This window comes from Curtobacterium pusillum, from assembly GCF_013359865.1.
GTDB lineage: Bacteria > Actinomycetota > Actinomycetes > Actinomycetales > Microbacteriaceae > Curtobacterium > Curtobacterium pusillum.
The window spans coordinates 82469-95892 of the sequence record NZ_JABMCE010000083.1 but is presented as its reverse complement, the minus strand read 5'-3'; the positions used below and the strand labels follow the sequence as shown (position 1 = coordinate 95892).

At 71.6% G+C, this 13424-nt stretch carries 11 protein-coding genes; 9 read left to right on the top strand and 2 right to left on the bottom strand.

Translation table 11 applies throughout. From position 1 onward, the window contains the following. The first annotated feature begins 2 nt into the window (after positions 1–2). The 8 genes from HP507_RS13045 (at position 3) to HP507_RS13010 (ending at position 9864) form a co-directional block, all read left to right on the top strand. Positions 3–905, top strand: a complete 903-nt coding sequence (locus tag HP507_RS13045; RefSeq protein WP_175352221.1) for a sulfurtransferase — start codon at positions 3–5, stop codon at positions 903–905. Positions 906–971: 66 nt separating this feature from the next. Beyond that, a complete protein-coding gene (locus HP507_RS13040) occupies positions 972–2039 on the top strand; it encodes an NAD-dependent epimerase/dehydratase family protein (protein WP_175352220.1) in 1068 nt (355 codons plus the stop codon). Positions 2040–2046: 7 nt separating this feature from the next. Further along, positions 2047–2589, top strand: coding sequence for a DEAD/DEAH box helicase family protein (locus tag HP507_RS13035; protein WP_175352219.1), 543 nt, complete (start codon positions 2047–2049; stop codon positions 2587–2589). A gap of 79 nt (positions 2590–2668) precedes the next feature. Beyond that, entirely contained in the window at positions 2669–4495 is a 1827-nt protein-coding gene (locus HP507_RS13030) for a thioredoxin domain-containing protein (RefSeq protein ID WP_175352218.1), read from the top strand. A gap of 18 nt (positions 4496–4513) precedes the next feature. Next, on the top strand, positions 4514–8365 hold the full coding sequence (gene hrpA, locus HP507_RS13025; RefSeq protein WP_175352217.1) for an ATP-dependent RNA helicase HrpA: 3852 nt from the start codon (positions 4514–4516) through the stop codon (positions 8363–8365). 165 nt (positions 8366–8530) lie between these two features. Then, the gene (locus tag HP507_RS13020; protein ID WP_175352216.1) at positions 8531–8947 is read left to right on the top strand and encodes a hypothetical protein; all 417 of its coding nucleotides are present in this window, start codon (positions 8531–8533) and stop codon (positions 8945–8947) included. Beyond that, positions 8944–9450, top strand: a complete 507-nt coding sequence (locus HP507_RS13015) for a hypothetical protein (protein ID WP_175352215.1) — start codon at positions 8944–8946, stop codon at positions 9448–9450. Before HP507_RS13020 ends, HP507_RS13015 begins: the two co-directional genes overlap by 4 nt. A gap of 45 nt (positions 9451–9495) precedes the next feature. Further along, a complete protein-coding gene (locus HP507_RS13010) occupies positions 9496–9864 on the top strand; it encodes a VOC family protein (RefSeq protein WP_175352214.1) in 369 nt (122 codons plus the stop codon). A gap of 12 nt (positions 9865–9876) precedes the next feature. On the opposite strand, the gene HP507_RS13005 is transcribed toward HP507_RS13010, so the two are convergent. Further along, the gene (locus tag HP507_RS13005) at positions 9877–10419 is read right to left on the bottom strand and encodes a YbaK/EbsC family protein (protein ID WP_175352213.1); all 543 of its coding nucleotides are present in this window, start codon (positions 10417–10419) and stop codon (positions 9877–9879) included. Between the two features lie 92 nt (positions 10420–10511). Here HP507_RS13005 and HP507_RS13000 point away from each other — a divergent pair, with 92 nt between their 5' ends. Further along, positions 10512–11024, top strand: a complete 513-nt coding sequence (locus tag HP507_RS13000; RefSeq protein WP_175352212.1) for a GNAT family N-acetyltransferase — start codon at positions 10512–10514, stop codon at positions 11022–11024. A gap of 32 nt (positions 11025–11056) precedes the next feature. Here HP507_RS13000 and HP507_RS12995 read toward each other — a convergent pair whose 3' ends face one another. Then, positions 11057–13273 carry a right-handed parallel beta-helix repeat-containing protein gene (locus HP507_RS12995; protein WP_175352211.1) on the bottom strand — a complete coding sequence of 739 codons (2217 nt, stop codon included), beginning with the start codon at positions 13271–13273 and terminating at the stop codon, positions 11057–11059. Between the last annotated feature and the right edge of the window lie 151 nt (positions 13274–13424).

Below are 13424 nucleotides of genomic sequence, written 5' to 3'. Positions count from 1 at the left end.
CCATGGCCCCCGTCCTGACCTCGCCGCTCGTGTCGACGCAGTGGCTCGCAGACCACCTCGGTGCTGACGAGCTCGTCGTGCTCGACGCCTCCGTGCACACGGTGGGGACCGGCCTCGAGACCACGTGGCAGTCCGCCCGGGACTCGTACGAGCAGCAGGGGCACGTACCCGGCGCCCGCTACGCCGACCTGGTCGAAGCGTTCTCCACCCCCGACGCCGACTTGCCGTTCACGCGTCCCGTCGCCGAGCGCTTCGAGTCCTCCGCGCGGGACCTCGGTGTGACGAACACCTCCACGGTCGTGATCTACGACGACAGCGTCGGCGAGTGGTCGGCGCGTCTGTGGTGGATCTTCCGCTCGTTCGGCTTCGACTCCGTCGCGGTCCTCGACGGTGGCTTCACCAAGTGGCGCGACGAAGGGCGACCGGTCCGGGTCGGGGCGCTCAGGACGTCGCCGAAGGCCACCGGCACGAGCACCGAGGTCGGCACCGGCTCGGAGGGCGGAGACACCGCGGCCTCGTTCCTCGCCGGGGAAGAGCGCCCCCTGTGGGCCGACCACGACCGCGTCCTCCGCGCCGTCACGGGCGAGCAGCCGGCGACGCTCGTCCTCGCGGCGCCGGAGTCGGCGCTCGGCACCGAGCACCCGCCGGTCGTACCCGGCAGCGCACCGATCGCGGTGGACGCGCTCGTCGACCCGGAGACGAACGCGTACCTCCGTGGGGCCGCTCTGCAGCAGGCCTTCGCGTCGGTGCTCGACGCGGACGAGATCGTGACCTACTGCGGGGTGGGCAGCGCGGCGTGCGTCGATGCACTCGCACTCACGGTGCTCGGGCACGAGAAGGTCTCGGTGTACGACGGCTCCCTCGTCGACTGGTGGCGGCACCAACCCGAGGCCATGGCCTCCTGAAGGAGCGCGCGCCCACCGGCGACGAGTGGCGAGCGCGGCGGGGACCCGCACGACTAGCGTTGACGTATGAGCACCAGACGCGCGGTCGTCCTCGGCGGTACCGGCGGGATCGGTTCGGCCGTCGCGCGCGAGCTCCTCGACGCCTCGGGGCGCGGCGGTGACGACTGGCGGGTCGAGGTCGTCGCACGCCGAGGTGGTCCGGCGGCGGACGCCCTGACCGCGGCGGGCGCGACGTTCGTCCCCGGTGATCGCCGCGACGCCGCAGTGCTGCGCGATCTCCTCCGTCCCGGTGCCGACCTGCTCGTGGACACGGTCGGCCTGACCCGTGAGGACGCGGCGCAGCTCCGGCCGTTCCTCGACGACGTCGGCTCCACCGTCTTCGTGTCCTCGAACGCGGTCTACGTCGACGAGCAGGGCCGGCACGCGAACTCCACCGACAAGCCGGTCTTCGGCGGTCCGGTCACGGAGCTGCAGCCGACCGTGCGTGCGGGCGACGGCGACCCGACCAGCCGCGACGGGTACGGCGCCGCGAAGGTCGCAGCCGAGCAGGTCCTCCTCGACCACGGCGCCCCGGTCACGGTGCTGCGACCGTCGAAGGTGTACGGCACCGGCATCGGCCGGCCACGCGAGTGGTTCGTGGTCCGGCGAGCGCTGGACGGCAGGGAGCGCATCCTCCTCGCCGACCACGGTCGCGGCGTCGACCACACCACCGCGGCCAGCGGCATCGCTTCCCTCGTGCGACTCGTCGCGGACGCTCCGGACCGCCGCATCCTCAACGTGGCCGACGACACGGCGCCGAGCGTGCTCGAGATCGTGCGGACCATCGCAGGGCACCTCGACCACGCCTTCGACGAGGTCCTGCTCGACGAGGAAGCCCCGGCGTTCGTCGGCACCACGCCGTGGTCGTCGCCCACACCGTTCGTCCTCGACACGGCGGCAGCTCGCTCCCTCGGGTGGGAGCCGCCGGCCTTCGCCGTGGCCGTCCGACCCGAACTCGACTGGCTCGTCGAGACGGCCCACGCGGTCCCCGCCGACGGCGACGTGCCCTGGGCGGCCGACCCGTTCTGGGACCGGCTGTTCGACTACGGCCCCGAGGACGCCGCCCTCGCGCTGCTGTCGCTCGGCCAGGGCTGACAGCAGCGTGTCCGGCACTGTCCCGCGCTCCGAGGTCCTCTTCATCGGGGGACGGTCGGGCGTCGGCAAGTCCACCGCCGCCGAAGCCCTCCACGACCTCCTCGTCGCCGCCGACGTCCGGCACGCGGTGATCGAGGGCGACCTGCTCGACCTCGCGCACCCAGCACCCCACGTCGAGTACCCGGAGGCGCACCTGGCGGAACGGAACCTCGCCGCGATGTGGGCCGCCTACCGCGAGCTCGGGCACCACCGCCTCGTCTACACGAACACCGTGTCGGTGCTCGAGCACGAGGGGCTCCGGCGGGCGATGGGCGACGACCCGCGCATGACGGCCGTGCTGCTCCGCGCCGACGACGACGTGACCTCGTCACGCCTCGCACGACGCGCGGGCGGGGTCGTCCCGGAAGCGCAGCTCGCGCACAGCGCGCGGACGGCCGGGAGGCTCGACTCGGCCTGCGGGGACCGGGTCACCCGGATCGACACGGACGCCATGGCCCCGGTCGACGTCGCGCGTCGGCTCGCCTCGCTGACGGGGTGGTTCCCCGCCTGAGGCTGTGGAGAACCGTGAACCCTCCACGGATCGCGCTCCCGACGCCCCTGCCCAGCGGCCGACGGGCACGCTGGACCGCATGAACGACAACCGCCTCGGCGCCTCGGTCAGCCCGTACCTCCGCCTGCACGCGGACAACCCCGTCGACTGGCGGGAGTGGGGACCGGAGGCGTTCGCCGAAGCCCGGGAGCGAGACGTCCCCGTGCTCGTGTCGGTCGGGTACGCCACGTGCCACTGGTGCCACGTCATGGCACGCGAAAGCTTCGCGGACCCGGAGATCGGCGAGCTCCTGCGCCGGGACTTCGTCTCGGTGAAGGTCGACCGCGAAGAACGCCCCGACGTCGACGCCAGCCTGATGGCCGCCGCGAGCGCGTTCACGCAGCAGCTCGGCTGGCCGCTGACGGCGTTCCTGACGCCGGACGGGCACGTGTTCTTCGCCGGCACGTACTTCCCGCCCTCGCCGGTCGGGCAGGTGCCGTCGTTCCGGCAGATCACGGCCGCGGTCCTCGACGCCTGGACCGAGCGACGGCACGAGGTCGACGCGAACGCGACTGCTATCGCGACGGCGATCCGGCAGGGTGCCGACGCGGACCGAGCCGCCCGCGACGGCGACGACGGAGCCGAGCCGCGCCTCCCGTCCGTCGACAGCATCCGGGCCGTCACCGACCAGCTCTCGCGGGCGGAGGACACCACCTACGGCGGCTTCGGAGGGGCGCCGAAGTTCCCGAGCGCGCCACTGCTGGAGTTCCTGTCCGACGTCGCGGCCGACGGCGATGACGAGGCGTCCGCCCTGCTCGACCGGTCCCTGCACGCCATCCGCTCCACGGAGCTGACCGACGCCGACGGCGGGGTCTTCCGCTACGCGACCATGCGGGACTGGAGCGTGCCGCACTACGAACGCATGCTCTACGACAACGCGGGGCTCCTCGCCGTCGCCGGTGCGGAGCAGGCGCGGGGCATCGCGGACTTCCTGCGGGACACCCTCCGGCGGGGAGACGGCGCGTTCGTCGCGGCGCAGGACAGCGAGTCGACGATCGACGGCCGACGCGTCGAGGGCGAGTGGTACCGGCTGCCGGTCGACCAGCGCGGACGGTTCGACCCGCCACCCCTCGACGACCAGGTGCTGACGGGTTGGAACGGCCTGGCGATCCGGGGCCTCGCGATCGCCGGAGCCCGGCACGGCGACGAGGGCATGATCGCGCTCGCCCGGGACGCCGCCGATGCGCTGCTGGCCGCCCACGTCGCCGACGGACGCGTGACGGTCCGGTCGAGCACGTCGCGCGGGGCGTCGGCCGCGCCCCCCACGATCGAGGACGTCGGGTTGCTCGCCGAGGGGCTGCTCGAACTCGCCCTCGTGAGCGGCGAGGTCCGGTACGCCGTGGTCGCACGCTCCCTGGTCGACGACGGACTCGCCGGCCGGTTCGACGTCGACCCGGTGCTGGCCGCCGCGGGGACCGCGACGGGTGAACAGCCCCAGACGGCCCTGCGCTCGGGGACGGTGGCGCTCGCCTCCGCGGCCGCCGTCCTCGCCGCCCTGACCGGATCGACGTCCTACCGGGCGCGCGCCACGGCGCTCGTCGCGGACCGGGCGACGACCGGCACCCAGCGGCCGCTCGGGCACGCCGACGCACTGGGCCTCGCGCTCGCGCTGCAGCGTCCGTCGCGCGAGGTCGTCGTCGTGGCCTCGGACCCGTCGGAGCCGCTCCGGCGCGCCGCCCGCGGGGTCCGACGTCCGGGTACGGTCGTCGCGCTCGTCACACCGGTGCAGGCGGCCGCGTGGTCCGACGCGGGGTTCGAGCTGTTCGAGGCCCGGGACACGATCGACCCCGCCGCGTACGTCTGCCACGACCGGGTGTGCGCCCTGCCCGCCCGGTCCGCCGATGAGTTCCGCCGTCAGATCGGGTGACGGTATCCTGGAATGCTCATGTCGACCACGCTGCCCGTCATCACGTACCCGCCCGAACTGCCGGTGTCGCAGCGGCGGGACGACATCGCGGCTGCCATCCGCGACAACCAGGTCGTCATCGTCGCGGGAGCCACGGGTTCGGGCAAGACGACGCAGCTGCCGAAGATCTGCCTCGAGCTCGGGCGTGAGCACATCGGTCACACGCAACCGCGCCGGATCGCGGCGCGGACCATCGCCGAACGCGTGGCCGAGGAGCTCGGCGGCGGGGAGCTCGGCGGGCTCGTCGGCTACCAGGTGCGGTTCACCGATCGAGTGAGTTCCGACACCCGCGTGAAGCTGATGACCGACGGCATCCTGCTCAACGAGATCCACTTCGACCGCGACCTGAAGCGCTACGACACGATCATCATCGACGAGGCGCACGAGCGGTCCCTCACGATCGACTTCCTGCTCGGGTACCTCAAGCGGCTGCTCCCCCGCCGTCCCGACCTCAAGCTCATCATCACGAGTGCGACGATCGACCCCGAGTCCTTCTCGAAGCACTTCGGCGGCGCACCGATCATCGAGGTGTCCGGTCGCACGTACCCGGTGGAGATCCGGTACCGCGCACTCGTGGCGGAAGACCCGGACGACGACGGTGACGACGAGTCCGACTCCCGCACGGCCGACCCGGGCACGGGCGCCGACGACCGCGACACGATGCAGGGCATCACCGACGCCCTCGACGAACTCGCGCGTGAGGACCCTGGCGACGTCCTCGTGTTCCTCTCCGGCGAGAACGAGATCCGCGACGCCCAGGACGCCATCGAGGGCAAGCGCTACCCCGGCACCGAGGTGCTCCCCCTCTACGGCCGCCTGTCCGCGGCCGACCAGCACCGCGTCTTCGAGCGCCGGAGCAGCCCGGGCGTCCGCCGTCGCGTGGTCCTCGCGACGAACGTCGCCGAGACGTCCCTGACCGTCCCCGGCATCAAGTACGTCATCGACACCGGCACCGCCCGCATCTCCCGGTACTCCCCACGCGCGAAGGTCCAGCGACTGCCGATCGAGGCGATCAGCCAGGCGAGCGCCAACCAGCGATCGGGCCGCGCCGGACGCACCAGTGCCGGCATCGCGATCCGGCTGTACTCCGAGGACGACTTCGAGCGCCGCCCGGAGTACACCGACCCCGAGATCCTCCGCACGAACCTCGCCGCGGTGATCCTGCAGATGATCTCCCTCGGCTTCGGCGACATCGAGGCGTTCCCGTTCCTGCAGCCGCCGGACTCCCGGGGTGTGAAGGACGGCCTCGACCTGCTCCGAGAACTCCGCGCCGTCGACGCCGCCGGCACGATCACGAAGACCGGCAAGCAGCTCACCCGGCTGCCGATCGACCCGCGGCTCGGTCGTATGGTGCTCGAGGCCGGCCGCCAGGGCGTCGGTCGCGAGGTGATCGCGGTGGTCAGTGCCCTGAGCATCCAGGACCCTCGCGAGCGTCCACTCGAGAAGCGCGCACACGCCGACCAGCTGCACGCCCGGTTCGCCGATCCGACGAGCGACTTCCTCACGCTGCTGAACCTGTGGAACCACATCGAGGACAAGCAGGACGAGCTCTCGTCGAGCGCGTTCCGGCGCATGTGCAAGGCCGAGTTCCTCAACTACCTCCGCATCCGTGAGTGGCAGGACCTCTACCGGCAGCTGTCCCGCGCCGCGAAGCAGGTCGACGTCCGGGTCGGGCAGTCCCGCTCCGACGACGGCGACGCCGTGCACCGCTCGCTGCTCGCCGGGCTCCTCAGTCAGATCGGCCTGCGCGACCGCGAGAAGCGCGACTACCTCGGCTCCCGCAACACCCGGTTCGTGGTGTTCCCGGGCAGCGTCCTCGCGAAGAAGCAGCCGGACGCCGTCATGGCCGCCGAGCTCGTCGAGACGAGTCGGCTGTTCGCCCGCACCGTCGGACGGATCGACCCCGCCTGGGTCGAGCCGCTCGCCGGAGACCTCCTCAAGCGCACCTACGGCGAACCGCACTGGGAGAAGAAGCAGGGCGCCGTCGTCGCCTACGAACGCGTCACCCTGTTCGGCGTCCCGATCGTGCAGCGCCGCCGTGTGCAGTACAAGCGCGTCGACGCCGAGCACTCGCGCGAGCTCTTCATCCGGCACGCTCTGGTCGAGGGCGAGTGGGACTCGCAGCAGGCGTTCGACCGCGACAACAGGCGGCTCCGCCGCGAACTCGAGCAGCTCGAGGAGCGCACTCGTCGTCGCGACATCCTCTTCGACGACGAGCGCGTCTTCGAGTTCTACGACGCCCGCGTCCCCGCGGACGTCGCGACCACCCGCGACTTCGAGGGGTGGTGGCGGAAGGCGAGGCGCGACCAGCCGGACCTGCTCACGATGCGCCGGTCGGACCTCCTGGACGAAGACGCGGCGTCGGCCGCGGAAGACGACGCCGAGTACCCGGCCCAGTGGCGCAGCGGCGACCAGCGCCTGGCGATCAAGTACCGCTTCGAACCCGGGGCGCAGGACGACGGGGTCAGCGTGCAGGTGCCGCTCGCGCTGCTCCCCCGCATGCGCGAGGAGGGCTTCGACTGGCAGGTGCGCGGCCTCCGGAAGGAGCTCGTCACGGCGCTCATCAAGTCGCTGCCGAAGCAGATCCGGAAGAACGTCGTGCCCGCAGCCGACTGGGCCGAGAAGATCGTCGCCGAACTCCCGGACGACGCCCCGACCGAGCCGACCGAGTCGTTCCGCGCCACGCTCGCCAAGGCGATCCAACGCATGACGTACGTGCAGGTCTCCGAGTCCGACTTCGACCTGTCGCGCGTTCCCGCGCACCTGCTGCCGACGTGGGCGGTCGTCGACGAGCGCGGGCGCCGCGTCGAGACGGGCAAGGACCTCTCGGCCCTGCAATCCAAGCTGAAGGACCGGACCCGGCAGAGCGTCGCCTCCGCCACCGTGCGCGGTGCGAAGGGGCCTGGAGGCGCGGCTCGCGTCGCGTCAGCCGGTGGCGGTCGTGCGCTCGAACAGTCGGGTCTCACCGCATGGCCGCCCGAGGACCTGCCGCAGGTGCTCGACACGAAGCAGGCCGGCGGCGTGATCCGCGCGTACCCCGCGCTCGTCGAAGAGGGAGACGGGCCGAAGGCGACCGTGGGGGTGCAGCTGCTCGCGACGCCGTCCGACCGCGCCGTCCGGATGCCCTCCGGTGTCCGCCGCCTCGTGATGCACGCGGTGCCGTCGCCGGTGTCGTACATCCAGTCGCACCTCACCGCGCAGGAGAAGCTCGCGCTCGCCGCCAGCCCCTACCCGTCGACCTCCGCGCTCTTCGACGATGTGCGCGCCGCGGTCGTCGACGCCGGGATCCGGCGGGCGCACCCCGACGGACTCCTGTTCACGAAGGCGTCGTTCGAGGCCGTCCGCGACGCCGTGTCCGCCACCGTGGTCGACACGATGTTCACCGCCGTGTCCGAGGTCGCCGCGGTCCTGGCCGCGCACCGGGCGGCGGAGCGGTCGCTCAAGCAGGCGAACTCGATGTCGCTCCTGCCGGCACTGACGGACATGCGCCAGCAGATGGAGCGGCTGGTGTTCCCGGGGTTCGTCTCGGTGGCCGGACTCGAACGGCTCCGGCGCATCCGGGTGTACCTGCAGGGCGTCGACGCCCGGGTGCAGAAGCTCCTGCAGAACCCCGGGCGCGATGCCGGCTGGATGCGCGAGGTCTCCGTCGCGACCGACCGCTACGTCGACGCCGGAGGGACCTTCCCGCCCGCCGCCGGGGCGCACCCGGAGCTCGTGCACGCACGCTGGATGCTCGAGGAGTTCCGTCTCAGTCTCTTCGCGCAGGAGCTCGGCACCGCCGAGACGGTCTCGCTGCAGCGCATCACGAAGGCCCTGACCGCCGCCCGCTGATCGGCTGAGCGAACCTGATCTGCCCCGCAGCGCACCCAACCGGTTCACGGCCTGGCACCACCGCATCGTCCTCGACACGCCCGACATCAAGAAATTTTGACGTGATATGATTCACGCTGGAATACTGCACTCCACACCACCGACGATGGGGAACGGGGCTTGCAAATGAATCGAACAAGCAGGCGATCACGCGCCACAAGGGCGCTGGCCTGGGCGCTTCCATCCTTCGCAGTCGCCGCTTTTCTGACCGCGTGCAGCTCAACCACCGCACCGGAGCCGCTGACGTCGACGAAGCCGGATCAGTTCACCGGCAAGACGCTGGAGTACGCCTTCGATCGCGTCGATCGGACTCGATCGCTCGTGTACGACCTGTCGGCATCGATCGTTCACAAGGAGCCGACGTACAACGACGGCTCTGCTCCGGACCAGTGGCTCATCGTGGCGAACTGCACCGCCGACAACGGAATCGGGCTCGGGATCATCCCGAAGGACGACGCCACCGGAACCATCACTCGGCAGGTCACGACACACAAGTACAACGCACTGCTCAGCGAGTGCTCCACGAAAGGGAATGACCGATGAAGAAGACGCTCGCTCTGGCCGCGGCTGCCGCGCTGACCACTGGCATCGTCCTGTCGGGTGCACAGGCCGCATCCGCAGCCGACATCGGTACCTACTCGAGCATCGGCACCTACAAGGTCAAGAACGTCATCAACAAGACTTCGTCGAAGGGGTACAACACGGGTCAGCGTCTCGCGTACTGCACCGTGGGAGTCGCGAACACCACCTGCACCATCTCGAAGACAGTGAGTGCCACGCGAACCATCGGGGTCGGACTCGACCTCAGCCGTTCGTTCGTCGCCGGCAAGCTGAACATCAGCTCCGCCTCAACGGTCGGCATCAGTGTGTCCTGCACTTCGCCGAAGCTCGCCAAGGGCAAGAGCTTCAGCGCGTACCCCCGCGGCACGCACTACACGTACAAGGTCACCTCGAAGACGTACCGCGACACCGGAAAACTGATCTCGTCGCAGACCTCCGGAGCGCTGAAGGCGTTCAACCCAGACCGCGGTATTCACTGCCTCTAGTGCAGGCCCTGACCGCCGCCCGCTGATCGGTCTAGGGTGTCGGCCATGATCGGCACACTCGACGGCATCGTCCTCGACTGCCCGGACCCCGGGGCACTCGCACGCTTCTACGCGGACCTCATCGGTGGTGAGGTCCGCGAGTCCGAGGACGACTGGGCCGAGCTCGTGCCCGATGTCCCCGGGCCCCGCCCGCTGCTCGCGTTCCAGCAGGTCGACGACTACCGCGCGCCGGAGTGGCCGGGGCAGCGGGTACCGCAGCAGCTCCACCTCGACGTGAAGGTCGATGACCTCGACGCCGGCGAGGCCGCGGTGCTGGCGATCGGCGCGACCGCGACCGGCGAGGGCGAGGACTCCTTCCGGGTGTACCTGGATCCGGCCGGGCACCCGTTCTGCCTCGTTAACCCGGGGTACTGAGCCGGACCAGCGTCATGCGGCCGCGACGGCGAGCCCCTCGACGACCTCGACGTGGGGCAGCTCGCCGAGCACGGCTCCGGGCAGGAACACCTTCGCTCCCCGCAGACCTGCACCGATCACCACCTCCGGGGCGTCGAGCACGCGGGAGTCGACGTACACCGGCCACGACGACGGCAGGCCGATCGGGGTGATCCCGCCGTACTCCATGCCGGTCAGCTCCACAGCCTGGTCCATCGGGGCGAAGCTCGCCTTCCGGACGTCGAGGAGCTGCTTCACGGTGCGGTTCACGTCGAGCTTCGTGGAGGCGAGCACGACGCACGCGGCGAAGCGGACATCGTCACCGCGCTTGCCCGCGACGACGATGCAGTTCGCGCCGCCCTCGAGCGGGAAGCCGTACGCCTCCGAGAACGCCGCGGTGTCGGCGAGCTCCGGGTCGATCGGGGCCGCCTCGATCTTCCCGAGCAGGTCGCTCGGCAGCGTGACGAGGGCCTCGGCGACGGGGATCGCGAGGAATCCGGTGGCGACCAGGGCGGGGACTCGTGCAAGCGTCGGCATTGCTCCACCCTACGGAGCGCACCCGCGCGGCGGCGTGGCTCGCCTTCCTCAGGCGCCGAGACCAGTCGCCGAGACCAGGCCATGATGGGACCATGACCGGTGGAACGACCGTCCGACGCGCCGCACCCGGCGACGCGCCCGCCATGGCACGGGTGCACGTCGAGTCCTGGCGCTCGACCTACCGCGGGCTGATGCCCGACGAACTGCTCGACGACGCGCAGTTCGTCGTCCGCCGCGAGCGGTTCTGGACCGCGGCGCTGACGGACGAGCGCTTCGCGGCGAACCGCGTCGCCGTGGCCGAGCACGAGGGCGAGGTCGTCGGCATCGCCATGTCCGGGCCCTCGACCGACAGCACCGACGCCGTGCAGCTGTACGTCCTCTACCTGCTCGACGGCCACCACGGCTCGGGTGCGGGGAGCGCGTTGCTCGACGCGGTCCTCGACGCCGGTGACGACGTCGTGCTGTGGGTCGCGGACCCGAATCCTCGCGCCCAGGCGTTCTACCGCAAGCGCGGCTTCGCGTTCGACGGCACCGAGCAGGCCGACGACGGTGTCCGCGAGCGCCGGATGGTCCGGGCGGCCACAGCGGCCCCGTCGGGCGTCTGACCGTGCCGGAACGCCGTCCCGCCTGACCGCGATCAGCCCGCGACGGGCGCCGGCGTCGGTGAAGGTGTCGCGGACGAGGGTGCGTCGGTCGGGGTCGGACCGGCCGAGGGTGTCGCGCTGGGCGACGGCGTGCTGGTGGGCGACGGCGTCCCCGTAGGCGACGGTGTCGCGGTCGGCACGGAGGACGGCGTCGACGACGGGGTCGGGGTCGGCGTCGACGACGGGGTCGGGGTCGGCGTCGGCGTCGGCGCGGGCGCCTTCACCGTGGTCCTGCGCCACTGCTTCGCCTTGGCGTCCCACACGATCTGCCCCGACGTGTACTTCTTGCCGGAGTTCAACACGACGTCACCGTTCGCCGGGGTCAGCAGCGCGGCGTCCACCGAGACGAACGGCGACACGGCGGACACCCGCTGCGACGCGGTCCGGGACACGAGGGCCCCGGCACGCTTGGTCGAGTCCACGACGACGCGCACCGGCGAGGCGGCGGCCGAGTTCAGACGGACGGCCGCTCCTGAAGCACCCGGCTGCGTGGTGTCCCGCACCGTCAGCTGTGCGGGTGCGCGGAGCAGCGCGAACGCACGACCACCCTGGTAGCCCGTCACGGTGATCGCCGTGCTGGTGGTCGCGTCGGCGTCGGCGGCCCAGATGGACCCGGTCGTGCGGGTGATGCGGGCGAAGGACGCCTTCGTGATCCGGTAGCCCTTCGCTGCGACGTCGATCGCGAACACGTTGCCGTCCCGTGCGGCGGACGAGTCGTCGCTGATCGCGAGGGTGCCGATCTTCGCTCCGGCCCGGACGAGCCGCACCGAGTCGAACTTGGACGCCAGGACCGGGCAGCCGACGCCGCTGACCGACACGGTGCCGACAGTGGCGAGGGCCAGTGCGACCCCCACGACGTTGCCCGCGCGGACCGACTTGTTCGTGAGACGACGCACGGTGACGGACGACGCCGAGGTCGCGGAGACCCGGACGATGCCCTGGGTCGAGGCAGGCGCTCCCGCGGGCCAGGTGACGTCCTCGACGACGAGGTTGCCGAGCGCTCCGACGGCGACGTTCACCGATGGTCCGGCGTTGCCGACCGCGCTGACGTCGGAGATCGTGCCCTCGAACCAGGTCGGGCCCGCGTAGTCGACGATCTGGACGGGCGACCGTCCGGTGACGGTGCCGGTGAGCCCGGACGCGGTGAAACGCCGGATGTGCCGCTGGACCCCGGCGGCACCGATGCCGGACGTGACCTTGAGGAGGCAGAGGCACGATTGGCCGTCGACGTCCTCGACGGTGACGTCCGTGATGTCGCCCTCGCAGTCGCCGAGTCGGGACCCGTTGTACGACTGCCCGTCCACGGTGGTGAACGCGACCAGGTCGTCGCCGGTCCGGACGCCGGTGACACGGCGAACGGCGATCGACGACGAGGGGCCTTGGAAGTGCACGCCGTCCGAGGCCGTGTCGACGAACGCGACGTCCTCGACGGTGACCTTCCGGACGTCGCCGAACGACACGGCGTACTGGCCACCCGTCTGCGCGCTCCCGGTCGAGTGGACGGTGAGGTCGGTGAGCGACACGCCGGAGGCCCGGCGGATGAGCAGCCCGTGCGACTGGGTCGTCTGCGAGAGGCCGTTCGCGTTGCGGTTCGTCCAGGTGCCGCCGGTGATCGAGATGTCCGAGTCGTCCGGCGGGAAGAGGTACGTGGTCGCGGCCGTCGCGGTCGACGTCGCGGGCACGTTCAGCGTCGCCCGGGTCGGCGACTGCACGGAGACGATCCGTCCGTACATCGACCCGGGCGCTCCGGCACGCTGGGCCCGAGGGCCGACGCCGAGGACCTGCACGGCACGCCCCACCGACGCAGCGCTGAAGACGGCCGCCTTCGTGGTGACGACGGTGGAACCGGCCTTCACGGCAGCGGTCGTCGTCGCGGTCGGCACGGATGCCTGGTTGCGGAGCACGTTGTCCGACGCGGGTCCGGTGATGCTCGCGGCGCTGGCGTCGAGGTGCGTGCCCGACGGGATCACGAGCGGTGCCGACAGGACGATCGTGCCGCGGAGCACCCGGGCCCCGCCGGCCGCCAGCCAGGAGTTGACCGTGGCCGTGCTCGTACGCGGGGTCACCGCCATGGTCGTCGCGTCGAGCGCCCAGGAGGGACGGGCGGTGGTGATCGCCGTCGCCACGGCAGTGAACGCGCCGACGGCGGCGAGACCCAGCGCGCGACGACGCGAGGGCAGGGTGGAAGGACGGGTCGCGAGCCCTGACATGGTGGTTCCGTCCGTCGCCGCTACGGGCGCTCCGGGCCGTGCTGCGACGGCGGACTGATGGGTACCACGTCACGCTAGCGAGCCCGGCACCGCGCTCCGAGCCCACGTTCGGGGTACGACGGCTCCGGGCGGGCCCGGTCGGACCCACCGA

Excerpts from the sequence above, each read along its gene's own strand:
- HP507_RS13045 (WP_175352221.1), top strand. The coding sequence starts at position 3 with ATGGCCCCCGTCCTGACCTCGCCGCTCGTGTCGACGCAGTGGCTCGCA.
- HP507_RS13040 (WP_175352220.1), top strand. The coding sequence starts at position 972 with ATGAGCACCAGACGCGCGGTCGTCCTCGGCGGTACCGGCGGGATCGGT.
- HP507_RS13030 (WP_175352218.1), top strand. The coding sequence starts at position 2,669 with ATGAACGACAACCGCCTCGGCGCCTCGGTCAGCCCGTACCTCCGCCTG.
- hrpA (WP_175352217.1), top strand. The coding sequence starts at position 4,514 with ATGTCGACCACGCTGCCCGTCATCACGTACCCGCCCGAACTGCCGGTG.
- HP507_RS13020 (WP_175352216.1), top strand. The coding sequence starts at position 8,531 with ATGAATCGAACAAGCAGGCGATCACGCGCCACAAGGGCGCTGGCCTGG.
- HP507_RS13015 (WP_175352215.1), top strand. The coding sequence starts at position 8,944 with ATGAAGAAGACGCTCGCTCTGGCCGCGGCTGCCGCGCTGACCACTGGC.
- HP507_RS13010 (WP_175352214.1), top strand. The coding sequence starts at position 9,496 with ATGATCGGCACACTCGACGGCATCGTCCTCGACTGCCCGGACCCCGGG.
- HP507_RS13005 (WP_175352213.1), bottom strand. The coding sequence starts at position 10,419 with ATGCCGACGCTTGCACGAGTCCCCGCCCTGGTCGCCACCGGATTCCTC.
- HP507_RS13000 (WP_175352212.1), top strand. The coding sequence starts at position 10,512 with ATGACCGGTGGAACGACCGTCCGACGCGCCGCACCCGGCGACGCGCCC.
- HP507_RS12995 (WP_175352211.1), bottom strand. The coding sequence starts at position 13,273 with ATGTCAGGGCTCGCGACCCGTCCTTCCACCCTGCCCTCGCGTCGTCGC.